We start from the raw sequence: 24,581 nt of genomic DNA on the forward strand, positions 1-24,581 counted from the left end.
GTTATTCCACCTTCTTTCTTAAACAAGCAATATAAAATCCATCAGAGCCAAAATCTTGCGGAAATACTTGCACATCATAGCCATTTATTAAGGGTCTGATTGCCTCAGGCATTCTTTCTGCAAATGAAGTGTCTCCTTCGAATTCGGGATGCTTCTGTAAAAATCTTTCAATTACTTCCTGGTTTTCTTCACGATCAACTGTACAGGTACTATATACTAGTGTACCTCCAGCTTTTAAAAGAGGGGCGACCGATTCAAGCAAGCTTAGCTGTATAGTCTGCAGCTGAGATAAGTCTTGTTCTTTTTTAGTATACTTCATATCCGGCTTACGTCTCATTACACCAAGCCCGGAGCAAGGAGCATCCAGCAAAACCCGGTCAATCGACTGTTTCTCAAATTGTTCCGCTGCCTGGCGGCTGTCCATTTTTTGGGCTTCGATATTTTCGAGGCCAAGACGTTCAGCGTTGTCGGAAATTAACTTTACCTTATGCTCATGGAGGTCCAGTGATATTACTTTCCCACTATTGGCCAGCTTCTCGGCGATATGAGTAGTCTTCCCACCCGGTGCTGCACAGGCATCAAGAATCACTTCTTCTTCTTTGATTCCCAAAGCATGTGCAACCAGCATCGAACTCTCATCCTGGATAGTTAACAAACCATACTTGAATGCTTTTGATGAAGCCAGGTTGCCTTCGCAGGCACTTGATTGCTTCAGGGAGAATCGGACTTGGTTCTACTTCAAATCCTTCCTCCTCAAGAAGATCAAGGCACTCATCCCGTGAGATTCTCGTCAAATTCACCCTGCCTGTCTGAAGAGGAGCAGTTAAATTGACCTCACACATTTCCCTGGTTACTTCCACACCGAATTGATTTACCCACCTTGTGACAAGCCACAAAGGATGGCTCGTCTCAATTGAAATTCTTTCAGCAGGATCTGTGATTGAATCAAGTGAAGGCAAACCATTTCTCTGTATGCTTCTAAGCACACCATTTACAAGACTTGCAATGCCTTTGTGCCCTCTGCGTTTTGCAATTTCAACCGCTTCATATATAGCAGCTCTTTCGGGTATCTTATCCAGGTAAACCATCTGGTAAACTGTCATGCGAAGCAGATTGATAACCCAGCTTTGAAGCTTTTTGTTTTTCTCAATAAAAGGCTTTAGGTAAAAATCGATGGTCATTTTGCGCTGAAGCGTGCCGTATACCAATTCTGTCAGCAGCCCGACATCGATCGGATTGATTTCATTTTTTTCAATCGCGCTATTTAATAGCAGATTGCTGTACGCCTGATTCTTTTCTATTGTTTCAAGGAGCTGCAATGCTGTATCTCTTACATTTTTCTTTTTACTCATTGATGTCTCCTAACTTAACACCAGGCTCTAAGTTTGCCCCAGCTCCACGCAAGAATTGCTTCGCATCCATCTTTTTCTTGCCGGCTGGCTGAAGCTCGGTGATTTTTATTGCCGTTTCATCACCCGTTGCAACAACAAAACCATCTTCTTCAACGTTGACGATCGTACCAGGTTGGTCGCTTCCTTCATAGCTAGCTTTTTCGGCACTCCATAGCTTCATTACCAATCCATCCATAGTGGTATAGGCAACCGGCCAGGGATTCATGCCGCGGATATGGTTATATATATCGGTGCCGGTTCTGTTCCAATCGATTTTTTCCTGATCGCGCTTGATGTTCCAGGCAAATGTTGCTTCTTCATTATTTTGAGGTACAGGATTGATTTCTCCTTTTAACAACTTTGGAAGCGTCTCTGACAAGAGGTCTGCACCGGCGGCGCTCATCTTATCATGCAATGATCCAACTGTATCTGTTTCGGTAATTGGTACTTCCACCTGAGTCAGGATATCGCCAGCATCAAGTTTTTCAACCATATACATGATGGTTATTCCTGTTTTCTCTTTTCCTTCAATGATGGCATAGTGAATTGGTGCACCACCGCGAAGCTCTGGCAGAAGGGATGCATGGACATTGATACAGCCATACTTCGGTGCCTCAAGGAGCTGATTGGGTAAGATTTGTCCAAACGCAGCAGTGACAATTAAATCTGGTTCAAGAGCCAGGATTTTATCCAGCTCTTCCTGCTGGCGGATTTTCTCTGGCTGATAAACCGGGATACCGTTTTTCAGCGCTTCTGCTTTTACAGGAGGCGGAGTCAGGACTCTTTTTCTTCCAACTGGGCGGTCGGGCTGGGTAACAACTCCTATGACGTCATAGCCTTCGTCGACCAATCTTCTCAAAACCGGTACAGAAAAGTCCGGAGTCCCCATAAATACGATTTTTGTCATTCCTGGTTCAACTCCTCTAAATCAGCTTCTTCGATATATCTTGACACCTTAGTGGTGAATAACACACCGTGCAGATGGTCAATTTCATGAAGAATCGCTCTTGCCAAAAACTCCTCTGCTTCTAATTCATAGCTTTTGCCTTTACGATCCTGTGCCTTTACCTTCACATAGTTCGGGCGAGTGACCTCTCCGTATAATCCCGGAAAACTTAAGCATCCTTCAGGTCCAGTCTGCTCGCCGCGAGTTTCGAGAATCACAGGGTTGATCAATTCAATCGTACCGTGCTCATCATCAATATCGACAATCGCAATCTGTTTCTTTATATCTATCTGAGGGGCGGCCAGGCCGACACCATCAAATTCAATCATTGTATCATACATATCATCCAGCAGCTTTGCCAATTTTTTATCAAAAACTGTAACCTTATCGCATTCCTGCTCCAAAATGTCTGCTGGGTAATTAACTATTTTTCTTACTGCCAAAATAAATCCTCCAATAAATCCATTTAAATAGTAGTATTAGCTTGTTCAATCATCTTTTATCGTAAACTTTCCTGAAAGCTCATTCCATAAACTTTATTGCTATTGAAAGCAGCAATCGATGCAAAAAAGCTGAAAAGTCTTTACATCAGGATATAAGGATTCAGGTCGACAGAAATCTGTAACGCTCCTGTACCTGTTTCCTGCTGGTAATGATCCAGTATTGTTTTTAAGGCGCCTTTAAGTTCTGGCTCCTTTTTGTATTTTATCAGACATTGATACCGATATCTATCGTTGATCCTTGGGATTGGTGATGCTACTGGACCCAGAACCACTGCTTCATTCGTAAGCCTTGATGAAATGAATTTTGCGATCTTTTCAGTAACTGATACGACTTTCATCAATTCATCATGGCTAACTGTTACTAGGGATAGATAGTAGAATGGCGGGTACTGGTGGACCTTGCGAATCAGCATCTCCTGCTGGTAAAACCGATCGTAATCTTGTGTCCCCGCAAGCTCCACACTGTAATGCTCCGGAGTATATGTCTGGATCACTACCTCCCCGGGAAGCTTGTGTCTACCAGCCCTCCCGCTAACCTGCGTCAAAAGCTGAAATGTTTTTTCCGAAGATCGGAAATCAGGCAGATTCAACATTGTATCTGCTGAAAGAACACCTACTAAGGTAATGTTTGGAAAATCCAACCCTTTTGCAATCATTTGCGTTCCGAGTAAAATGTCGGCCTGACCCTCCTGAAAAGCAGTCAGTAACTTTTCATGCGATCCTTTCCTGCCGGTTGTATCAACATCCATCCTGATAATTCTTGCTTCAGGAATCAGTTTTAACAATTCTTCCTCAACCTTTTGAGTCCCGGTCCCGAAATAGCGGATATGCTCACTATTGCATTCGGGGCAAATAGTCGGCACCCTGTCTTCATAGCCGCAATAATGGCATTTCATCTGCTCATTATACCGGTGATATGTCAGCGTAATATCGCAATGCGGGCAGTTCATGACATATCCGCAATCACGGCACATCACAAACGACGAATGCCCGCGTTTATTTAAAAACAGGACAGTCTGTTCTTTTTTCTCAAGCCTGTCTTTTATCTTTTCAAAAAGCTTTACCGAAAACATCGACCGGTTTCCAGTCCGCAATTCCTCTCGCATATCAACAATCTCAACTGTTGGCAGCGCCTGATTGTTCATCCGCTTTGGCAGGGATAGCAGAGTATACCTTCCTTTTTGCGCCCGCGCAAATGATTCTAGTGACGGTGTTGCACTGCCAAGAACAACTGGACAAGCATTTGTTTTAGCCCGCTGGATCGCCACGTCCCTTGCATGGTATCTCGGGTTCTCTTCTTGCTTGTAGCTCGTTTCATGTTCTTCATCGATGATGATGATGCCGATATTCTCAAATGGAGCAAAGATCGCTGACCTCGCACCTACAACAACTTTTACTTCCTTACGCTGGATTTTGCGCCATTCATCATATTTCTCTCCAGCCGACAGGCCGCTGTGCATGACAGCCACCAAATCACCAAACCGTTCCTTAAAACGTGTCACCATTTGTGGCGTTAAGGAAATTTCCGGCACGAGTACAATCGCTTCCTTGCCTTTACTCAAGACTTCCTGGATGGATTGCAGATAAATCTCCGTCTTCCCGCTGCCTGTTACACCATACAATAGAAAGACTTCATGCAAATCCTTTTCAATTGAAGAAAGGATCGGGCTAATAGCCTTTTCTTGCTCCACAGTCAGTTTCAGAGCAAATTTCCGTTCGAATTCTCGTTCTGAATATGGGTCTCTGTAAACCTCCATCTCTTGCACTTTCAGGATACCTTTTTTAACAAGTGATTGAATTGATCCCTGGGAGATTCCAAGAGTGGTGAGTATTAGCCTCTGTTCTACAGGTTCCGGATGCTCAAGGAAGAAGTCGAGCACAGATTGTTGCCCTGACGCCTGAGGTGGAAGTTTGTCCCGTGTCTCCTTCAGATGTTCTGGGTCGATTGCTGGGGAAACATGCTTGAGCAGCTTTTTCCGCACCCTGTCCTTCACCTGGTAAACAACATCTACCCTGCCAGATGCCGCCTCTTTTTGGAGTTGCTGGATAAGCCCCTTCGAAACGGCATCCTCCCAATTAATTTCTCTATTTTCTCTGAATAATTCTATTAAATTTTCAGGCATGTCGGTTAACTCTGTTCCTGTTGCCAGCACAATTTTCTTTTCATATTTAGCCTTTAATGCGGCTGGAAGCATTGCCTGATAAGAGGAGATTTTATAGCTTAATGTATGCTCAGTCAACCAGTCACCCAGCTGAAGTAGCTCTTCATTCAATACCGGTGCCAAATCAAGTGGCTCGATAATTGCCCGCAGCTTCGAAAAACTGGACTCTCCCTTAAGGTCCCTGACAAATCCCTGAATCTTTCTTGGTCCAAATGGGACAATCACCCTTGTCCCGGGCTTGATCACATCTTTGTATTTTTCAGGAATTTTATAGTCAAAGGTTTTGTCGGTTTGCTTTGCAGGCACATCGACAATAACACTTGCTATATTCATATGCTTTCGTCCTTTTTTAACAATTGGAGAACTTCGGAAAGGATATTTCGGGCTACATCTGCTTTTGGCATTAAGGGCAGCTCGATGTGCGTCCCCTCTTTTTTGTATATGGTGACGATATTTGTATCAGCACCAAATCCAGCACCATCTTGCTTAACGTTATTCGCGACAATCATGTCTGCGTTTTTTCTGGCAAGCTTGCCCTTTGCGTGGTTTTCGACATCATTTGTTTCAGCCGCGAATCCCACAATCACTTGGCCCTTTTTCATTTGACCAAGCTCATAAAGGATATCCTTCGTTCTCTCCAGCTCTAGAGCCTGGTCGCCTTCCTTTTTCTTCATTTTCTCTTCAAATATATATTTCGGACGGTAATCCGCAACGGCTGCGGTGCCAATCATAACATCTGCTTCATCAAAATGTGCTATTGCTGCCTGATACATGTCCTCAGCACTTTCAACTTTAATCAATTCAACTCCACTTGGAGGTCCAAGATTGACTGGCCCAGAAACTAGGATCACTCTTGCTCCCATTTTCACAGCTTCTCCTGCCAACGCATACCCCATCTTTCCAGTTGAATGGTTGGTTAGATAACGGACAGGATCGATTTTCTCCCTCGTAGGACCCGCTGTAATTAAAAAGGTTTTTCCTGAAAGCTCCCCTCCCTGATTATTGAAAAAATGGTGTGCAAGCTCTACGATTTTCTCAGGCTCCTCTAGACGGCCCTTGCCTGTATAACCACACGCTAGATACCCTTCACCCGGTTCAATAAATTCATACCCGAAGTTCCTAAGAGTCTCCATGTTTTTCTGAACCGCAGGATGTTGATACATATGTACATTCATCGCTGGTGCAACCCATACCGGTGCAGTTGCAGCCAGGAGTGTAGTTGAAATCATGTTGTCTGCGATTCCGTTTGCAAGTTTACCGATGATGTTGGCAGTTGCAGGTGCAATTATAATCAAATCAGCCCAGTCAGCTAAATGGATATGGGCGATATTTTCAGGATTTTTCTCATCGAATGTATCTGTATAAACTTCACTTCTGGACAATGCCTGAAAAGTGAGCGGAGTTACAAATTTGGCCGCTGAGTCACTCAGGATCACTTTCACTTCAGCGCCGGCCTGGGTAAGCTTGCTCGTCAGTGCAGCACCCTTATATACAGCGATCCCGCCGGTCACGCATAATAGAATTTTTTTACCGTTCAGCATGTCAGAGAACCCCCAATTTACAACAAACTTTCATTATGATTGAACTATAACATTTTTTCACAGATTAAGCATGAAATAGGCAAGGCAGTTACTTAAATATAATCGCCATCGCATTTACAGAACCATACGTTTTGACAGCCTATACTGGGTCGCTATATTTGATTATTGTGATTGGCTATGAAGCCTTTTTTAAAAAAATTCACGATTCGTGCCTATAGATCTAATCTATTCTCCATAAGGTTATAAAAACAAAAAGGCAAGCGCCTTGTTCAGCCCTGAAAAGCGCGGAGGGCCTCCGCAACGAAATTACTTTATAACTTCCTATGAAACAAAAAAATAACAACCCAATAAATAGGTTGTTATCGCGGTGTTATTCGTTGATATTTAACTCTTCATGGCTTCCTGCTGTCTTGAAGTGGAGCTTTTCTGCGTTGATTTCCTCAAGCGCCTTGCCAACGAATTTGTGAGAAACATACTTATCTAATTTAGCATCCATGTGCACCTGCATGCTGCGCGCGCGCTTTGCAGCAACCGATACCAATGAATATTTCGAATCAATTTTAGTCATTAAAGAATCAATAGAAGGGTTAAGCATTTATTCTACCTCCAGCATTTTTTTATAACGATGTTGAACGCGTTCCCTGCGGCAGTGTTCCGCTGCCACGATTGATTTAACTCGATCGGCTGCGTTTTCAACATGATCGTTTTCAACCACATAATCATATAATTCCATCATTTCTAGTTCTTCTCTTGCAGCTTTCATCCTGCCTTTGATAATATCTTCCGTTTCTGTGCCTCGAGTGACAATCCGGTTTTCAAGCTCTGAAAGGCTGGGCGGTGCAAGGAAAATGAAAAGTCCCTCAGGGAATTTCTTCCTGACCTGACTTGCTCCCTGCACTTCAATCTCAAGGAAAACATCCCTTCCTGCATCGAGCGTTTCGCGGACGTATTCGACTGGAGTTCCATAGTAATTGCCAACAAACTCTGCATACTCTAGAAGCTGGTCCTCTCTGATCATCTCCTCAAACTCTTCCCTTGTCTTGAAGAAATAATCCACTCCATTTTGCTCACCCTCACGCGGCAGCCTCGTTGTCGCGGATACGGAATATTCAAAAGCTGTATCGTGCTGGGAAAATAATTCTTTCCGGACTGTGCCTTTGCCAACTCCTGATGGTCCTGAAAGAACAATTAACAATCCTTTTTCCTGCATTAATAAGTCCTACCCTTCATCAATAATATCATCACGGTCATTCAAGCGATGCGCTACCGTTTCCGGCTGTACTGCAGAGAGAATGACATGGTCGCTGTCCATGACGATGACAGCCCTTGTCCTTCTGCCGTATGTAGCATCTATTAATGATCCACGGTCGCGTGCGTCCTGGATGATCCGTTTAATAGGGAGCTGATTCAGGACTTACGATTGAAATGATCCGGTTAGCTGAAACAATGTTGCCGAAGCCTATATTTATAAGCTTTATAGCCATGATGGTCCCCCAATCATCAGTTATTTATTTTGACCTTTAAAGGCCATTTCTAAACGCTACTCTATATTTTGCACTTGTTCCTTAACCTTTTCCAGGAGGCTTTTCATTTCGACAACTTCCCTGGCAATTTTTGAATCATTCGCCTTGGAACCGATTGTATTGACCTCGCGATTCATCTCCTGAAGCAGAAAATCAAGTTTCCTGCCAAGCGGCTCATCCGTCTTCACTATATCTTTGAATTGACTTACATGGCTTTCAAGCCGGGCAATCTCTTCGCTGATGTCAGCTTTATCTGCAAAGAAGGCAACCTCGGTGAGGATTCTATCCTCATCTGCCTGGTTATCCATAAGTTCAGCCATTTTCTTATGAAGCCTTTCACGGTATTGCTCTACAACATTCGGTGCCAGCTTGTTCACGCTCGAAATGTTCTCTTTGAGCTGTTCGATATACTGCAATACATCCTTTTCAAGTGCTGATCCTTCCAACCTGCGCATTTGGACCAGTTGGCTGCCTGCACCCTCAACGGCAGAAAGAACAAGAAGTTCAAGTTCTTCATTTTCAGCTTCTAGTTCTTCAATATGGATGATTTCTTCCCTGCTGACAATATCACGGAGCTCAATTTCCCCCGTTATGCTGTACCTGTTTTTAATTTCTGATATGTGATGAACTAATTCGTCCAGGGCTTTCCAGTCAATATGTACACTTCGGCTTACTATGCCTTCGCCCTCCAAAGTTACAAATACTTCGACTCTCCCTCTTTTTATGTGTTCGCCAAGTTTCTTCTTTATTTTTTCTTCTGTTTTCAAGAGCTGCCGGGGCATGCGAATATGGAATTCACAAAAACGGTGATTGACCGTTTTCACCTCGACTGTGACACTGAACCTCTCAGATTCAGCTCTGCTCCTTCCAAACCCAGTCATACTGACGACCATTTCAGACACATCCATTCTTGCTATAAGGCTGTTTGCGTAAAATTGTTTGTTAAAATCCTAACGCCGATTTTAACGTGATAAATGCCATTTTGTAGTTCGATATTAAGTATGCTAGCTCTTTTCTCTTAATAATCTTTGATTTTTGTGAAGTAACATAGGTCATTTACTCCTATTATGCAGTCAATAGCAACAAAGTTTGAGAAAAGAGCCTTCTAAAAAGTCGAGTTTTCTGTATACCCGTGGAACAGGCTTGTTCATTTATGTAATCGCTAATACTCGTTTTTCTCGCTCTATCCTCGAGAGGGAATCTCGAGTCCAGGACGAACTAATCTTCAAAATACTTTTGGCCGTAACGGCAAGAAAGTATTGAGAAAAAAAGAAAGGCAATAGAGCCTTCTCTATTACCTAACGGATTATATCATATTTCTCTTTGTTTTTCTTGCAAAAAATGTTCCTGCAAGCAAAAATGTAGGAATTGCCGATAAGCCAATGATTAATAACCAGTCCGCCGCCAGGATTGGAACGGTATGGAATATTGGCTGCAGGACAGGTGAATAAATAACTGCAAGGACCATGACCAAAGATGAAATGACAGCCCAAACTAAATATTTGTTTTCAAACGGGTTGCGGGCGAAAATTGATTTTTCGCTTCGGCAGTCGAATACATGGATCAGCTGCGCCATCACGAGTGTCGTAAATGCAATCGTCTGGGCATATACCAGGTCATCCGGATTTCTATTATAAACAATCATGAATGCGAATAAAGTCATCAGCCCAATCAAGAAACCTCTTGAGATGACTTTCCAGCCTAATCCGCGGGAAAATACCCCTTCCTTAGGGTGGCGCGGCGACCTTTTCATTACATCTTCCTCAGGCTGGTCTAGCCCTAATGCCATCGCAGGCAGGCCATCTGTAACCAGGTTCACCCACAGGATCTGTATCGGCACTAGCGGCAGCGGCAAACCTATGATCATCGCGAAAAGCATGACCAATATCTCCCCAACATTGGAAGCAAGTAGGTATCTGATGAACTTCCTGATATTTTCATAAATATTCCGACCTTCTTTTATTGCTGCTTTTATAGTGGCAAAGTTATCATCCAGAAGTACGAGTGAAGAAGCTTCCTTCGCTACATCTGTACCCGCAATCCCCATAGCCACCCCAATATCTGCAGCTTTAATCGCAGGTGCATCATTTACACCATCGCCTGTCATGGCAACGATATGGACTCTGTTTTGCAGTGCCTTGACGATTTTCAGTTTATGTTCTGGAGAAACTCGTGCAAAAACAGAGACATCATCGACGATATCTTCCAGCTCAGAAACTGACATCTCTGATAACGCTTTTCCATCCAATACTTTGCTGCCTTTGGTTAAAATGCCTAACTGATTCGCAATTGCCTTGGCAGTAATGACGTGGTCACCAGTAATCATCACTGTTTTAATACCTGCGTCGCGGCATTCTTTTACAGCTGTCTTCACCTCAGGACGCGGCGGGTCGATCATACCCTGTAACCCGATGAAAACCAGATCTTTTTCAGCTTCATTTTCATGAAGGACTACTGTGTTGTGCGGAATCGGTTTGAAGGCAATTGCAATCGTTCTTAATGCGTTGCCAGCCAGCTCGTCAATCGCACCCTGGACTTTAGCAGTCAAATCTTTTGTCAGGCGCTGCTGCCTTTCGTCCCAAAGGATCGAATCACTTAATCCAATCAGGACATCCGGAGCGCCTTTTACTACAGCGAATTTACGTCCCGAATGATCTTTCACGATCATGCTCATCATTTTTCGTTGAGAATCGAATGGAAACTCATTCACAATTTCAAACTGGCTAAGCAAGTTCTTTCTTTTGTAGCCGGCCTTCATTGCGGCAACCAGCAGAGCACCTTCAGTTGGGTCACCATCAATGGCGTATTCACCATCTTTGTCAATCATTTCAGCGTGGTTGCATAGCATGCCAAATGTCAGCAGCTGCTGCAGAGATTTTTCATTTTGCGGATCCACGGATTTATCATTATGAAAGAACAAGCCTGTCGGTGAGTAGCCTACACCATCGACAGTCCAGGTTTTATTACCACTCCATAGATGAGTGACAGTCATTTTGTTCTGTGTCATTGTACCTGTTTTGTCAGAACAAATGACAGAGGCACAGCCAAGTGTCTCCACTGCCGGCAGCTTCCTGACGATCGCATTCTTCCTGATCATTCTTTGAACACCGAGTGACAATGCCACTGTAATCGCTGGAAGGCCCTCAGGGATGGCAGCCACTGCCAAGCTGACGCCCGCTAGGAACATCGTATATAAATCATGCCCCTGAAGCACTCCAATCCCTACTACTAATAGGGTTAAGAAAAGAGCTGCTGTAATCAGGGTCTTTCCCAACTGTTCAAGTCTGCGCTGCAACGGAGTTTCCTGTGTTTCGGCCGTCTGGAGCAAATCGGCAATCTGGCCCATTGCTGTTTTCATACCTGTCGCAACAACAACACCAGTTCCAGTTCCCCTTGTCACCATCGTACCCATAAACGCCATGTTTTCCATATCACCCAGTCCCGGGTTAGGAATCCTCAACGGACTTGTGTTTTTTTTGTACTGGGACCGACTCTCCCGTAAGCGCTGACTCTTCAATTTCAAGACTTCTGGATTCAATCAAGCGAATATCCGCACCAATCCTGTCCCCGCTAATAAATTTGAGGATATCTCCAGGTACGACTTCCTTTGACGGAATCTTGGTCCACTCTCCATCACGCAAAGCATGGACTTGCGGAGCAGAAAGCTCTTTCAGGGCATCAAGTGATTTTTCCGCCTTTCTTTCCTGGAAAAACCCTAAAATGCCATTTACAAGAACAATGGCTATGATTGCGATCGCATCGACCATTTCACCGAGAAGTCCTGATATCAACGTTGCTGCAAGGAGCACCAGTACCATGAAATCCTTGAACTGGCTGAAGAATAATAACAGGGCCGATTGTTTCTCCCCCTCGGCCAATACATTATATCCATGCTGTTCACTTCTGCGTTTTACTTCCTTTTCGTCCAATCCTTCTGTAAAATCTGTTCTTAAGGCACTAGCTATTTCACTTTCATTCATCTCATGGAACTTCATGGGGCCATCACACTTCCTCCTTGTTTGTCCTACTCTAAAGAAAGCTTATTCAGCCCTGTCCAAAAAAATGATAAGATGTTTATAGAAAAGCGGAGGCGACTGTCCAACTCCGACAAGCGCTGGAGGGCCTGACATTGAAGTCGTTCTTTGACTTCATTGTCAGGACCGAAGCGACTCGAGGAGTTAGGGAGCCGCGGCTGGACAATAGAAAAGCGGAAGCGCCTTGGTCAGCTCCGACAAGCGTTGGAGTATTAGAAAAGCGATGCAGACATATACAATTGCACGAGAGATAAATAGAAAAGGATGTATTTCACATGTCATTTGACGGATTGTTTACAAGAGCCATTACAAACGAACTCTCCTTCCTTCTTAAAGGGGGACGAATCAATAAAATCCACCAGCCGTATAAAAATGAAATGATCCTGGCTGTGAGGGCAAATGGAGTTAACCATAAGCTGCTTTTGTCTGCTCATCCGAGCTACGCCAGGGTTCAAGTTACAAACGAGCAATATGATAACCCAAACGAACCACCAATGTTCTGTATGCTTCTCCGCAAGCATCTTGAAGGCTCCATAATAGAAGATATCAAGCAGGCCGGACTTGACCGGATGATAATTTTTGACGTAAAAGGAAGAAATGAAATCGGCGATATATCATACAAGCAGCTGATTGTTGAAATTATGGGACGCCACAGCAACATTATCATCGTCGATAAGAACAGGAACATGATCCTAGACAGCATCAAGCATGTATCATTTGCCGTGAATACACACAGGGCCATCATGCCTGGGCAAGAATACGTCATGCCTCCGCAACAGGAGAAAATGAACCCGTTTGAAGCCCAGGAAGAAGACGTACTAAGAGCCATCGATTTTAATGCAGGCAAACTCGATAAGCAACTCGTTTCAAGTTTTGCTGGAGTATCACCGGTATTGGCTAGGGAAATAGTGTTTAAAGCTGGCCTTGCGAACCGCACGACCCTTCCAAAGGCCTTCATCTCAGTGTTGAGTGAGTTCAAAGAACACCACTACCAGCCTTCCATTACGAATGGTGGCAATAAAGAGGCATTTTACCTGATTCCGCTTGAACATTTGAAGGGTGAAACAAAATCCTTTGAATCTCTAAGCAGTCTGCTCGACCGTTATTATTTTGGCAAAGCGGAACGTGACCGCGTCAAGCAGCAGGGCAATGATCTGGAGCGCCTGATTGCAAATGAGAAGGAGAAAAATGAGAAGAAGATCATAAAGCTTGAATTGACTCTTGAAGATGCAAAAAAGGCTGAGCAGTATCAATTATATGGAGAGCTACTGACCGCCAACATCTTCATGGCTAAAAAAGGCATGAAGGAAATCACCGTTGTTAATTATTATGATGAAGACGGTGCTTCGATCACAATTCCGCTGGAGCAACGGAAAACACCTTCGGAAAATGCCCAAAGATACTTTACAAAGTATCAAAAGGCGAAGAAATCCGTGAATATTGTTAAAGAACAAATTGAAATAGCCAGAGCTGAAGTCACCTACTTCGATTCTCTTCTTCAGCAGGTTGAAGCCGCTTCCCCAAAGGATATTGAGGAGATCAGGGAAGAGTTGATTGAAGGCGGATATATTCGCGCCCGGCAGAAAAAGGGGAATAAAAACAAACAAAACCTTAAGCCGCTTCTAGAAAAATACAGTTCTTCCGACGGAACTGAACTCCTTGTCGGGAAGAATAATAAGCAAAATGATTATCTAACTAACAAGGTCGCAGCACGTGATGAAATATGGCTCCATACAAAAGATATACCGGGATCCCATGTTGTCATCCGCAGCAAAGAGCCATCTGAAGAAACGATTCTCGAAGCAGCCCAGATTGCGGCCTATTTCAGTAAAGCACGAAATTCCAGCTCTGTTCCTGTAGACTTCACTAAGGTGCGACATGTAAAGAAGCCAGCAGGCGCAAAGCCTGGGTTTGTTATATACGATCAGCAGCAGACCGTATACGTCACGCCGGATGAAGATATGATCCTGAAATTGAAACAGTAACATTAAGAAACCCGCCTTGATTTTAGAGGCGGGTTTTAGATTATATATCCATTTCAGGCGATTGCCTCTTTTTTCTTTTTATATTGTTTTATAAAACCAATGATTGCAGGAATGAACGCAGTAGAAGATACCATCAATAAGGTGAAAAATAAGTTATTCACTACCCAGTCAATATTCCCAAGCAAATGCCCTGCAGTCAGCCATAAAGTCGTCCATATCAGCCCTCCGATAAGGTTGTAGCTTAAAAATGTTCTAAATTCATATCCCGTGTACCCTGATACAAAAGGTACAGAGGTTCTCATGAGCGGGACGAAACGTGAGGCAGAAATGGCTATCTTGCCATAATCAGACAAGAAATCCTTCGCCTTACCAATAGATTTATCTGATGTTAGACGGTTTAAATAATGTTTCTTTGAGTTTAACTTCCTTAACAGCTTGCCAATCAAGAAATTCTGGCTGTCACCAAGGATCGTAGCAGCCGCAAATAAGATAAACAAGGTTTTAAAATTCAAGTCTCCGGTCGCGGCAAGAGTACCGCTTGCAAAGACCATTGAATCTCCTGGCAAAAAAGTGAGGATGACAAAACCCGTTTTAAAATAAACAATCAAAAACAGCATGATGTAAATCGCTGCCCCAAACTCATCGATATAGTAGTGGAGACTACTATCAATATTTTTCAGCACTTGAATAATTTCGTCCATGCTTTCCACCGTCCCCTCTACTTGGCATACAATCAACAACTTTCTAATCATATTGAAACACATACATTGGCTGCTTTGCCACTGAATGAAACGCATACTATCTTATTAATGTATTCTCTTCCATGAAAAAAGCGTACCCTCATTCAAGGATACGCAAATAATAAACTTTTTTTCTTTTTTATACTTTATAAGTATCACTTTTTACAGCTAACCATTCTGCTGGATTCTTCTGCCATTGAACCAGGCTTTTCTGGTTTTCACCCGTGATCATCCCTTTTTCCTCAGCAATAGTTGATAGTACATTAAAATCCGTTAAAGAATAAGCTGTGATATCAGCAGCCTTAAGCTTCTGCGTACCTTTTTCCAATCCATATGTAAAAATCGATACAACCCCGAGTACTTCGCAGCCTGATTCTCGCAATGCCTCAACCGCTTCAATGACGCTGCCACCAGTTGAGATCAGATCCTCGACAACGACGACCTTCTGGCCTTCGGTCACCTTTCCTTCGATTTGATTTCCTTTTCCATGCCCCTTAGCTTTCGAGCGGACATAACTCATCGGCAAATCAAGCAGTTCGCTGACCCAGGCGGCATGAGGTATACCAGCAGTAGCCGTCCCAGCAATCATTTCAGCCTCTGGAAAATGCTCAACAATCAAACTTTTCAGCCCTTCAGCTACTTTTCTGCGAATAGATGGGTAGGATAGTGTGAGTCGGTTATCGCAGTAGATCGGCGACTTCATTCCCGAAGACCAAGTAAATGGGTCTTCAGGCTGCAAGCTAACGGCTTCGATTTCTAGCAATGCTTCTGCTATTTCTCTTTTCATTGGTAAACACCCTTCCATTCATTTTTAATCTTAAGGTAGCTTTCAAACGGATTGGCAGCACGAGTAATTGGCCTCCCGACTACGATTGCCGAAATTCCTTGTTCTCTTGCAAACTCAGGAGTTGCCGTACGCTTCTGGTCGTATTGGCTGCTGGCTTCTGGGCGGATACCTGGCGTGACGGTCAAGAATTCCGGACCCAATTGGCTATGGATGGACCCGGCTTCATAAGGGGAACAGACAACCCCATCCAGTCCGGATTTTTTCGCTAGTGCGGCGTAATTTAATACGGACTCCTGTAACGTTACCCTGATGAGCTGTTCAGAATTGACCTGGATTTCTGAAGTACTTGTCAATTGGGTGACCGCAATGCAATCAGGACGCTTGAGACCTGCCGAAGTGCCTGCATCAAGACCTTCGATTGCTGCTGCCATCATTTCCGAACCTCCAGCAGCATGTACATTGACAAGGTCACACCCCAGTCCAGCCAGCACCTTCATCGAGCTCTTTACAGTATTGGGGATATCGTGAAGCTTTAAGTCCAGGAAGATTTGGTGTCCATGCTTTTTCAACTCCTCGATGATGGCAGGACCCTCCGAATAGAAGAGCTCCATACCGACCTTTACAAACAGCTGTTCCTGCTCAAATGGCATCAAGAACTCCATGACCTGGCTTTTCCCAGGAAAATCAAGGGCGATAATAAGCGAGTCTTTCATTCTTCTTCCAGCTCCTTCCCGTTAATTCCGAAATATGGTCTGCACCGAGCTTATCTAGCCATTCCGGTAACTCTTCAATGATTTTCGGACATATATATGGATCGACAAAGTTCTGGGTTCCAACAGCAGCCGCGCTTGCACCGGCAAGGAAATACTCGATGACATCTTCAGCTGATTGAATCCCCCCCATTCCAATGATCGGGATGGAAACATGCTGGCTGACTTCATAAATCATCCTGATGGCGACTGGCTTCACGGAAGGGCCTGATAACCCACCCGTTTTGTTCGCAAGGATCGGCTTTCCTGTCATAAGATCAATTCTCATGCCAAGCAAAGTGTTGATCATTGTTATCCCATCAGCACCGCCATCCTCAACTGCCTTTGCGATCTGGACAATGTCAGATACGTTTGGAGAGAGCTTAACATATACTGGCACTGCAGATACTTCCTTCACCTTTCTAGTAAGTGCCCTGGCCATGTCTGGGTCCGTACCAAAAGCGATCCCGCCAGTTTTTACATTGGGACATGATATATTCAGTTCGAGGGCATTGACATTCGGAGCCGCGGATAATTGTTCTGCTACTTTTACATAATCATCTTCCGTTGAACCGGCAATGTTCGCAATGATTGGTACATCAAACTGCTCAAGCCATGAAAGCTCTTCATTAAATACTTTTTCTAAGCCTGGGTTCTGCAGGCCGATGGCATTGAGCATCCCGCCCGGCGTCTCGGCAACTCTTGGAGTTGGATTCCCGAATCGAGGCTCCGGCGTCGTCGCTTTTATCATGATTGCTCCCTAAGAGACTCAAATCATATAGCTGGCTGAATTCCCTGCCGAAGCCGAAGCAGCCTGAAGCAGGCATAATTGGATTTTTCAGGTTCAGCCCTGGCAGCTGAATTGATAGCGAACTCATATGACAACCTCCCCTGCCTGAAATACTGGTCCATCGCTGCAGACCTTTTTATACGGAAGTCCTTTTGGATCATCCTTCGTATGGCAAACACATGCAAAGCATGCACCGATACCGCAGCCCATCCGTTCTTCAAGCGACAAATAGGTCTTCTGTGCATACTGACCATTCTCAATTGACCGCAACATTGGTGTCGGGCCGCAAGCAAAGACAATATCTGCTTGAACCTCTAATCCTTCAAGAATATCAGTGACAAATCCTGTTCTTCCGTAAGACCCGTCCACAGTCGCCACAAAAACTTCTCCGAATTCTGATAGCTCTTTTTCATAAAAAACAGACTCAAATGACTGGAATCCAATAATGCTAACGACGTTTACTCCTTTTCGAGCCAGCTGCTTGGCCAGCTCATACATGGGCGGAACACCGACGCCGCCGCCAACCAGGACAGCTGTCTGTCCTGGCTCCGCTTCATCTACTGGAAAGCCATTGCCTAATGGTCCGAGGACATCAACTGTCATTCCTGTGGATTTTTCGGCAAGCAGGGAGGTTCCTTTCCCCTGCCTTCGGTAAATAATCGTAAACGACCCATCATTGATTGAAGCGATGCTGATCGGCCTGCGAAGAAGGGGATCTAATCCGTCGGCCACCTTTACATGGACAAACTGTCCGGCCTGTTTCATTTCACTGGAAAGTTCACCAGCCAGGACTAGTTCAAAGATGTTATCTGCAATTTGTCTATTGCTGACTATTTTGCAGTTTTCCTGCCTGATCATGAAAGCACACCTTCTTTGGCTGGCTCCATCGGCTTTAAGGCATCTGCTGAAAATGTCATAGATTCAATGACTCTTAAAATCGCTTTTGCAGTGTCCAGTGATGTAAGGCATGGAACACCATTTTCAACAGATTCTCTGCGGATCCTGAATCCATCACGTTCTGGCTGCTTCCCTTTTGTCAGCGTATTGATGACCATCTGTGCTTCTCCCTTACGGATGACATCGATCAGATTCAAGCCTTCTGATCCGATCTTTCCGACTGTTTTCACCTTAATACCGGCAGTCTCCAGGTATTTCGCTGTACCTTCTGTCGCCATCAATTGATAACCAATGTTCGAGAATCTTTTCGCAAGTGCCAATGTCTCTTCTTTGTCCTTATCTGCAACCGTAAGCAGGACTGTGCCGAATTCCTTAATTTTCATACCAGCAGCAATCATCCCTTTATACAAAGCTTTTTCGAGTGTCGTATCCTTGCCCATAACTTCCCCTGTTGATTTCATTTCTGACCCGAGAGTAATGTCCACCCGGCGTAATTTTTCAAATGAGAACACCGGTACCTTTACAAAAACTCCATCCTGCTCTGGAACAAGTCCTGTTTCGTACCCCTGCTCAGGCAGGCTCTGCCCAAGAATGACCTTTGTAGCGATTTTTGCCATCGGAACATTCGTGATTTTACTCAGGAATGGTACCGTACGGCTAGAGCGAGGGTTCACTTCGAGCACATAGACCTCTTCATTTGCAATGACGTATTGAATATTCAGCAAACCGACAATGTTCAGCCCTCTTGCAAGTTCAATCGTATAGTTCATTAGCTTTTGTTTAATTTCTTCGCTGAGGCTTTGCGGCGGATAGACACCGATCGAGTCACCAGAATGGACACCAGCTCTTTCAATATGCTCCATGATTCCAGGGATCAGTACATTCTCCCCATCTGAAATCGCATCGACTTCCACTTCCTTTCCAGTCAAATAACGGTCAATCAGCACAGGATATTCCGGATTTATTTTGACCGCGTTTTTCATGTAATGAAGAAGTTCTTCTTCCTTATAAACAATCTCCATCGCCCTGCCGCCGAGTACATAGGATGGACGAACTAGAACTGGATAGCCGATTTCTGATGCAATCAACGCTGCTTCTCTGACTGATTTCGCCGTGTTTCCCTTCGGCAAAGGAATTTGCAGGTTAGAAAGTGCGTGTTCAAATTTATCACGGTCCTCCGCACGATCCAAATCTTCCAGACTTGTTCCGAGAATCTTCACTCCTCTGTCCACAAGCTTTGAAGCCAGGTTAATCGCTGTTTGGCCGCCGAATTGAACGACGGCGCCAATTGGGTTTTCTAGATTGATAATGTTCATGACATCCTCAATGGTTAACGGTTCAAAGTACAACTTATCCGAGATGCTAAAATCAGTAGAGACCGTCTCAGGATTATTATTGACGATGATTGCCTCATAACCCGCCTCTTTGATCGCTTTTACGGAGTGAACAGTTGCATAATCGAACTCGATTCCCTGCCCGATTCTGATTGGCCCGGAGCCGAGCACAATGACGCTTTTTCTATCTGTCACTACAGATTCATTTTCTTCTTCATATGTGCTGTAGAAGTATGGCGTTTCCGACTCGAACTCAGCGGCACAGGTATCGACCATTTTAAAAACGGGAATCAGATTGTTTTCAAGCCGCCATTGGTATACTGCCTGTTCTTCGACCTTCCACAGATTCGCAATGACCTTATCGGAAAAGCCTTTTCGCTTTGCTAATCTCGCTGTTTCAAAGTCAAACTTATTTTCAGCAAGCTCGTGCTCAAAAGCTATTACTCTTTCTAATTTATGAAGGAAGAATAAATCGATTTTGCTCCAGCTGTGAAGAGTTTCTATTTTGATTCCTCTTCTGATAGCTTCTGCCAGGTAAAATAATCTCTCGTCTCCAGCCTTGCGGATTCTCTTTTCAATCAATTCATCGTTGATTTCTTTTTGATTATTCAAAGAAAGGTGGATCACATCTGCTTCAAGCGAACGAATCGCTTTCAGTAATGACTCTTCGAACGTGCGTCCGATTGCCATCACTTCACCGGTTGCTTTCATCTGTGTTCCAAGTGTACGGTTCGCGGATTCGAACTTGTCAAAAGGCCAGCGCGGGATTTTTGTTACAACATAATCAAGCGCAGGCTCAAAGCAGGCATATGTTTTTCCTGTCACCGGGTTCAGCATTTCATCAAGTGTCAACCCTACAGCAATTTTTGCCGCAAGCTTGGCGATTGGGTAGCCTGTCGCCTTCGATGCTAGGGCAGAGGACCGGCTGACTCGCGGATTCACTTCGATCACATAATAGTTAAAGCTGTCAGGGTCAAGTGCGAGCTGAACATTGCAGCCGCCTTCGATTTTTAGGGCCCTGATAATTTTCAGACTGGCATTCCTAAGCAACTGGTATTCGCGGTCGCTCAATGTCTGACTCGGTGCCACGACGATGGAATCTCCTGTATGGACTCCGACCGGATCGAAGTTTTCCATATTGCAGACTACAATGGCATTGTCATTGCTGTCACGCATCACTTCGTATTCAATTTCCTTGAACCCGGCAATGCTCTTTTCAAGCAAACATTGGCCTACAGGGCTGTTTTTAATACCACTTGACACAATCTCAATCAATTCTTTCTCGTTGCTGCAGATACCGCCACCTGTTCCTCCCATCGTAAAAGCAGGGCGGACAATCACGGGATATCCGATTCTCTCCACAAAAGTATAGGCCTCTTCAAGGTTGTGAATGATGTCGCTGTCAGGGACCGGCTGGCCGAGTTCATTCATCAGGTTCCTGAATAATTCCCTGTCCTCCGCCTGGTTGATCGCTTCAAGCTTTGTACCTAGGATCTTCACTCCACATTCATCCAAAACACCTGATTTAGCGAGCTCAACAGCAAGGTTAAGTCCTGTCTGTCCTCCAAGTGTCGGCAGGATGGCATCCGGACGCTCCTTTCGGATGATCCTTGCCACAAACTCTAGAGTAAGAGGTTCAATGTACACTACATCCGCAATTTCCGTGTCAGTCATGATTGTAGCAGGATTCGAGTTAACAAGAATTACCTTGTAGCCTTCTTCACGCAAAGCGATGCACGCCTGTGTTCCTGCATAATCGAATTCTGCCGCCTGGCTGATGATGATCGGGCCTGACCCAATGACTAATATACTGTTAACATCTTTACGCTTTGGCATTTGTGATAGCCTCCTTTTTTTCTGCTTCAACTAGCTCCAGGAATTGGTTGAATAATCCGTTCGCATCTTCCGGTCCTGGTGATGCTTCCGGATGATATTGGACAGTGAATGCGGCAGCGGTTTTATGGGCAAGGCCCTCGACACTTCCATCATTCAAAGCTATGTGCGTTACTTCAAGCTCTGTCTCCGTGATAGAGTCTTCAGTAACTGTATATCCATGATTTTGCGATGTCAGCGCTACTTTCCCTGTTCGTAAATCCTGAACCGGATGATTTGAACCACGATGGCTGAACTTCATTTTCTCTGTATTTGCACCGCAGGCAAGCGCGAACAACTGGTGGCCGAGACAAATTCCGAACATTGGAACCTTGCCCAGTAGGCCCTGGATCATTTCGATTGCTTCAGGAACATCTTTCGGGTCTCCAGGTCCATTTGACAGCATGATGCCATCCGGACTCAGGCTGAGGATTTCTTTCGCAGTGGTATTGTAAGGAACGACAATCACATCACAGTTCCGGTCTTTCAGTTCTCTCAAAATTCCATGCTTAAGGCCAAAATCAACAAGGACAACCCTGTGGCCTCTCCCAGGACTCGGATAAGCAGTTTTCGTTGAAACTTCCATTACTTGATTGGTTGGCAGCGTTTTGCCCTTAAGAGCTGCAATAACCTTCTGGGGATTTTCATCAATCCCGCAAATAGAACCCTTCAAAGTTCCGTGTTTGCGAATGATTTTTGTCAGCTTCCTAGTATCAATTCCAGCAATGCCCGGGATGTTTTTCATTTTAAGATAAGCGTCCAAAGACAGTTCTGATCTCCAATTGGATGGATATTCAGCATTTTCCTTTACGACGAGACCCTGGACCGCAGGGCTGATCGATTCAAAGTCATCCCTGTTGATACCGTAGTTTCCGATTAACGGATAGGTCAGCGTCACAATTTGCCCGCAGTATGATGGATCAGAAAGAATTTCCTGGTAGCCGGTCATTCCTGTGTTGAAAACAACTTCCCCAACGCTCGCCGCATCACTTCCAAAGCTTTCTCCAACAAAAACTGTGCCGTCTTCCAAAATCAACTGTTTTTTCATGCTGTCACAACTCCCTTTTCCCAGACTATTTTTCCTTCAGCAATCGTCAGAACAGGCCATCCCTTGCAGCTCCATCCTGAAAATGGTGTATTTTTTCCTTTTGATAAAAATTCACTTGGATTGATTTCCTTTGCTTCATCAAGATCAATCAATACCACATCCGCCGGCGCTCCAGCTTTTAGCTCTCCATAAGGTAATCCGAAGGCTTTCGCTGGTTTTACAGTCAAAAATTCAATCAATTGTTTTAAAGTAATGATGTTTGTTTCGACCATATGCGTATATAAAAGCGGGAATGCTGTTTCAAGTCCGACAATCCCGAAAGGTGCAAGCTGTATTCCCTCTTCTTTTTCCTCACTAGTATGGGGTGCGTGGTCAGTTGCGATAAAATCGATCGTCCCGTCAAGCAGTCCTTCAATCAACGCCTCGTGGTCAGCCTTGCTCCTTAGCGGTGGATTCATTTTATAGTTGGCATCATTTCCAGTAATGTCATCTTCATCTAAAAGCAAATGATGTGGAGTTACTTCTGCAGTGACCTTTATGCCATATCTTTTTGCGTCCCTTACTGCCCTGACGGATTCCTTCGTACTGATATGGCAAACATGGTAGTGGCAGTCTGCCTTTTCCGCGAGCAAAATGTCCCTTGCTATATGTACAGATTCACACACTGACGGAATTCCGTTAATTCCCAGTTCAGAAGCTTTTCTTCCCTCATGGAGAGAGCCTTTATTAATCAATGTATTGTCTTCGCAATGAGCGACGATTGCCATATCAAGCTTTGCTGCCCTTTTCATTGCCTCAAGCATCATTCCTGCTGACTGGACTCCCACACCGTCATCAGTCAGGGCAAAGGCTCCGGCTGCTTTTAGTTCTGCGAAATCAGTGAGCTCCTCTCCAAGCTCGCGGACCGTAATCGAAGCATACGGCAGAACTCTAACGGAAGCTGTTTCGTCAATTTTTCTCTGAACCCATTCCATTTGGTCCTTTGAGTCCGGAACAGGTCTTGTGTTCGGCATTGCAGCTACTGTAGTGAAGCCTCCCCTTGCTGCAGCCATTGTGCCTGTAGCAATGGTTTCTTTTTTCTCGCCGCCCGGCTCGCGCAGGTGGACATGAAGGTCAACCAATCCTGGCGCCACCAGCTTACCTTCAGCATCAATAATTTGTTTTGCATCTGCAGAGATTTGAGTGCCAACTTCTGTGATTTTTCCGTTTTCTATTAAAATATCTACTGATTCAAACCCATTTTCAGTAACTAGTTTGCCATTTTTGATCAGCATTGACATATTCCGTTCCCCCATTTCTATTTTCTAGTGCTCTTTTTAACACTGCCATCCTAATGTACACACCATTTTCCATTTGTTTAAAAATCCGTGACTTCGAACTTTCAACTAGCTCATCTGCGATTTCTACACCGCGATTGACCGGTGCTGGGTGGAGGATGATGCTTCCATTTTTCATCAGCCTTTCTCTTTCAAGCGTTAAGCCATATTTTCTGTGGTACTCATCCTTATCAAACAGAATTTTGCCATCATGCCTTTCATGCTGCACACGAAGGAGCATGACCACATCAGCCATCGCAATTGCATCGTCTACTGGCTTATAGAAGCAGCCAGCAGGGAGTTCGTTTAGATTCACCCAATCCTCGGGTCCTGAAAAAACAACTTTTGCTCCAAGTCTCATAAGGGCATCTGCATTGGACCTCGCAACACGACTATGGAGGACATCCCCAATGATCGTGATTGTAAGACCGGTAAACTTTTCAAATTCTTGCTGGATTGTCATTAAATCCAGCAGTGATTGTGTTGGATGATGACCTTTTCCATCGCCGGCATTAATGATGGGAATCGAAATCCCTTTTTCAAGTTCTGAGAAATAACTGTCAGCATCGTGTCGGATTACAACTGCATCGGTGCCAATCGCTTCAAGCGTTTTTACAGTGTCATACAATGTTTCGCCTTTCAGTACACTGGAAGTCTGGACCTCAAACGGAATCACCTCGAGTCCGAGCTTGCGTTCAGCCATCTCAAAGCTGGACTTCGTTCTAGTGCTTGGTTCGTAAAATAAATTGCAGATGAACAGCTTTTCTTCTGGCTTCCAGGTCTTTCCTTTGGCAAATTCACTTGCAGCCAATATGATTTCCTGTATTTCATTTGTATCAAGCTGTGAAGTAGTCAGTAAGTCCCATTTCATGGAAGATCCCCCTTCTTTTTGCAAGAAAAAAAGCACCCTGTTTTCTGTTCAACAGGGTGCTTTACCATGAGCTTGCCGGCATAAACCCGGTA

Annotated in this window: 17 protein-coding genes and 4 pseudogenes; 2 read left to right on the top strand and 19 right to left on the bottom strand. The window is 44.5% G+C overall.

All coding sequences use genetic code 11. The features are described 5' to 3' along the window. Nucleotide 1: 1 nt before the first annotated feature. The 10 genes and pseudogenes from rsmB to LC048_RS13200 all read right to left on the bottom strand — a co-directional run bounded on the left by rsmB (nt 2) and on the right by LC048_RS13200 (nt 12,061). Nucleotides 2–1,352, bottom strand: a pseudogene (gene rsmB / locus LC048_RS13155) (16S rRNA (cytosine(967)-C(5))-methyltransferase RsmB). Next, nucleotides 1,345–2,298 (bottom strand): methionyl-tRNA formyltransferase, encoded by a 954-nt coding sequence (gene fmt / locus LC048_RS13160; RefSeq protein ID WP_226600566.1) that lies wholly within the window; start codon nt 2,296–2,298, stop codon nt 1,345–1,347. The pseudogene rsmB and the gene fmt overlap by 8 nt, the downstream one beginning before the upstream one ends. Next, nucleotides 2,295–2,780 carry a peptide deformylase gene (gene def, locus LC048_RS13165; RefSeq protein ID WP_226600565.1) on the bottom strand — a complete coding sequence of 162 codons (486 nt, stop codon included), beginning with the start codon at nt 2,778–2,780 and terminating at the stop codon, nt 2,295–2,297. Before def ends, fmt begins: the two co-directional genes overlap by 4 nt. Nucleotides 2,781–2,920: 140 nt before the next feature. Continuing rightward, a complete protein-coding gene (gene priA, locus LC048_RS13170; protein ID WP_226600564.1) occupies nt 2,921–5,335 on the bottom strand; it encodes a primosomal protein N' in 2,415 nt (804 codons plus the stop codon). Next, nucleotides 5,332–6,543, bottom strand: a complete 1,212-nt coding sequence (gene coaBC, locus LC048_RS13175) for a bifunctional phosphopantothenoylcysteine decarboxylase/phosphopantothenate--cysteine ligase CoaBC (RefSeq protein WP_226600563.1) — start codon at nt 6,541–6,543, stop codon at nt 5,332–5,334. Before coaBC ends, priA begins: the two co-directional genes overlap by 4 nt. A gap of 370 nt (nt 6,544–6,913) precedes the next feature. Continuing rightward, nucleotides 6,914–7,138 carry a DNA-directed RNA polymerase subunit omega gene (rpoZ, locus tag LC048_RS13180; RefSeq protein WP_041965989.1) on the bottom strand — a complete coding sequence of 75 codons (225 nt, stop codon included), beginning with the start codon at nt 7,136–7,138 and terminating at the stop codon, nt 6,914–6,916. Then, nucleotides 7,139–7,753, bottom strand: coding sequence for a guanylate kinase (gmk, locus tag LC048_RS13185; RefSeq protein ID WP_226600562.1), 615 nt, complete (start codon nt 7,751–7,753; stop codon nt 7,139–7,141). A gap of 9 nt (nt 7,754–7,762) precedes the next feature. After that, nucleotides 7,763–8,027: pseudogene (gene remA, locus LC048_RS13190) on the bottom strand (extracellular matrix/biofilm regulator RemA). Nucleotides 8,028–8,083: 56 nt separating this feature from the next. After that, nucleotides 8,084–8,959: a YicC/YloC family endoribonuclease gene (locus tag LC048_RS13195; protein WP_226600561.1), complete on the bottom strand. Its 876-nt coding sequence runs from the start codon at nt 8,957–8,959 to the stop codon at nt 8,084–8,086. A 413-nt stretch (nt 8,960–9,372) separates the two neighbouring features. Next, nucleotides 9,373–12,061 (bottom strand): annotated as a pseudogene (locus LC048_RS13200) (calcium-translocating P-type ATPase, SERCA-type). 134 nt (nt 12,062–12,195) lie between these two features. On the opposite strand from LC048_RS13200, the gene LC048_RS13205 reads away from it, so the two are divergent. Together LC048_RS13205 and LC048_RS13210 are read left to right on the top strand one after the other, a co-directional pair. After that, nucleotides 12,196–12,354: a hypothetical protein gene (locus tag LC048_RS13205; RefSeq protein WP_306047930.1), complete on the top strand. Its 159-nt coding sequence runs from the start codon at nt 12,196–12,198 to the stop codon at nt 12,352–12,354. Between the two features lie 21 nt (nt 12,355–12,375). Continuing rightward, complete coding sequence (locus LC048_RS13210) at nt 12,376–14,085, top strand: Rqc2 family fibronectin-binding protein (protein WP_226600559.1); 1,710 nt, start codon at nt 12,376–12,378, stop codon at nt 14,083–14,085. A 53-nt stretch (nt 14,086–14,138) separates the two neighbouring features. Here LC048_RS13210 and LC048_RS13215 read toward each other — a convergent pair whose 3' ends face one another. From LC048_RS13215 to LC048_RS13255, 9 genes and pseudogenes are all read right to left on the bottom strand, one after another. Next, complete coding sequence (locus LC048_RS13215) at nt 14,139–14,786, bottom strand: VTT domain-containing protein (protein WP_226600558.1); 648 nt, start codon at nt 14,784–14,786, stop codon at nt 14,139–14,141. Nucleotides 14,787–14,964: 178 nt separating this feature from the next. Continuing rightward, complete coding sequence (gene pyrE / locus LC048_RS13220) at nt 14,965–15,612, bottom strand: orotate phosphoribosyltransferase (protein WP_226600557.1); 648 nt, start codon at nt 15,610–15,612, stop codon at nt 14,965–14,967. Further along, the gene (pyrF, locus tag LC048_RS13225; RefSeq protein ID WP_306047931.1) at nt 15,609–16,325 is read right to left on the bottom strand and encodes an orotidine-5'-phosphate decarboxylase; all 717 of its coding nucleotides are present in this window, start codon (nt 16,323–16,325) and stop codon (nt 15,609–15,611) included. The genes pyrE and pyrF overlap by 4 nt, the downstream gene beginning before the upstream one ends. Next, nucleotides 16,297–17,239 (bottom strand): annotated as a pseudogene (locus LC048_RS13230) (dihydroorotate dehydrogenase). Before LC048_RS13230 ends, pyrF begins: the two are co-directional and overlap by 29 nt. Further along, nucleotides 17,236–18,009: a dihydroorotate dehydrogenase electron transfer subunit gene (locus LC048_RS13235; RefSeq protein WP_226600554.1), complete on the bottom strand. Its 774-nt coding sequence runs from the start codon at nt 18,007–18,009 to the stop codon at nt 17,236–17,238. Before LC048_RS13235 ends, LC048_RS13230 begins: the two are co-directional and overlap by 4 nt. Further along, a complete protein-coding gene (carB, locus tag LC048_RS13240) occupies nt 18,006–21,218 on the bottom strand; it encodes a carbamoyl-phosphate synthase large subunit (protein WP_306047932.1) in 3,213 nt (1,070 codons plus the stop codon). Before carB ends, LC048_RS13235 begins: the two co-directional genes overlap by 4 nt. Then, nucleotides 21,205–22,302: a carbamoyl phosphate synthase small subunit gene (locus LC048_RS13245; protein ID WP_306047933.1), complete on the bottom strand. Its 1,098-nt coding sequence runs from the start codon at nt 22,300–22,302 to the stop codon at nt 21,205–21,207. Before LC048_RS13245 ends, carB begins: the two co-directional genes overlap by 14 nt. Next, on the bottom strand, nt 22,299–23,582 hold the full coding sequence (locus LC048_RS13250; RefSeq protein ID WP_226600551.1) for a dihydroorotase: 1,284 nt from the start codon (nt 23,580–23,582) through the stop codon (nt 22,299–22,301). The genes LC048_RS13245 and LC048_RS13250 overlap by 4 nt, the downstream gene beginning before the upstream one ends. Continuing rightward, entirely contained in the window at nt 23,545–24,489 is a 945-nt protein-coding gene (locus LC048_RS13255; protein ID WP_226600550.1) for an aspartate carbamoyltransferase catalytic subunit, read from the bottom strand. The genes LC048_RS13250 and LC048_RS13255 overlap by 38 nt, the downstream gene beginning before the upstream one ends. Nucleotides 24,490–24,581: the final 92 nt, after the last annotated feature.

Source organism: Mesobacillus subterraneus, assembly GCF_020524355.2.
In the GTDB taxonomy this organism is placed as follows: Bacteria; Bacillota; Bacilli; order Bacillales; family Cytobacillaceae; genus Mesobacillus; species Mesobacillus subterraneus_C.

Coding starts and splice junctions, on each gene's coding strand:
- LC048_RS13215 (WP_226600558.1), bottom strand. CDS start 14,786: ATGGACGAAATTATTCAAGTGCTGAAAAATATTGATAGTAGTCTCCAC.
- LC048_RS13195 (WP_226600561.1), bottom strand. CDS start 8,959: ATGGTCGTCAGTATGACTGGGTTTGGAAGGAGCAGAGCTGAATCTGAG.
- gmk (WP_226600562.1), bottom strand. CDS start 7,753: ATGCAGGAAAAAGGATTGTTAATTGTTCTTTCAGGACCATCAGGAGTT.
- LC048_RS13235 (WP_226600554.1), bottom strand. CDS start 18,009: ATGATCAGGCAGGAAAACTGCAAAATAGTCAGCAATAGACAAATTGCA.
- fmt (WP_226600566.1), bottom strand. CDS start 2,298: ATGACAAAAATCGTATTTATGGGGACTCCGGACTTTTCTGTACCGGTT.
- rpoZ (WP_041965989.1), bottom strand. CDS start 7,138: ATGCTTAACCCTTCTATTGATTCTTTAATGACTAAAATTGATTCGAAA.
- LC048_RS13255 (WP_226600550.1), bottom strand. CDS start 24,489: ATGAAATGGGACTTACTGACTACTTCACAGCTTGATACAAATGAAATA.
- LC048_RS13210 (WP_226600559.1), top strand. CDS start 12,376: ATGTCATTTGACGGATTGTTTACAAGAGCCATTACAAACGAACTCTCC.
- pyrF (WP_306047931.1), bottom strand. CDS start 16,325: ATGAAAGACTCGCTTATTATCGCCCTTGATTTTCCTGGGAAAAGCCAG.
- coaBC (WP_226600563.1), bottom strand. CDS start 6,543: ATGCTGAACGGTAAAAAAATTCTATTATGCGTGACCGGCGGGATCGCT.
- LC048_RS13250 (WP_226600551.1), bottom strand. CDS start 23,582: ATGTCAATGCTGATCAAAAATGGCAAACTAGTTACTGAAAATGGGTTT.
- priA (WP_226600564.1), bottom strand. CDS start 5,335: ATGAATATAGCAAGTGTTATTGTCGATGTGCCTGCAAAGCAAACCGAC.
- pyrE (WP_226600557.1), bottom strand. CDS start 15,612: ATGAAAAGAGAAATAGCAGAAGCATTGCTAGAAATCGAAGCCGTTAGC.
- carB (WP_306047932.1), bottom strand. CDS start 21,218: ATGCCAAAGCGTAAAGATGTTAACAGTATATTAGTCATTGGGTCAGGC.
- LC048_RS13245 (WP_306047933.1), bottom strand. CDS start 22,302: ATGAAAAAACAGTTGATTTTGGAAGACGGCACAGTTTTTGTTGGAGAA.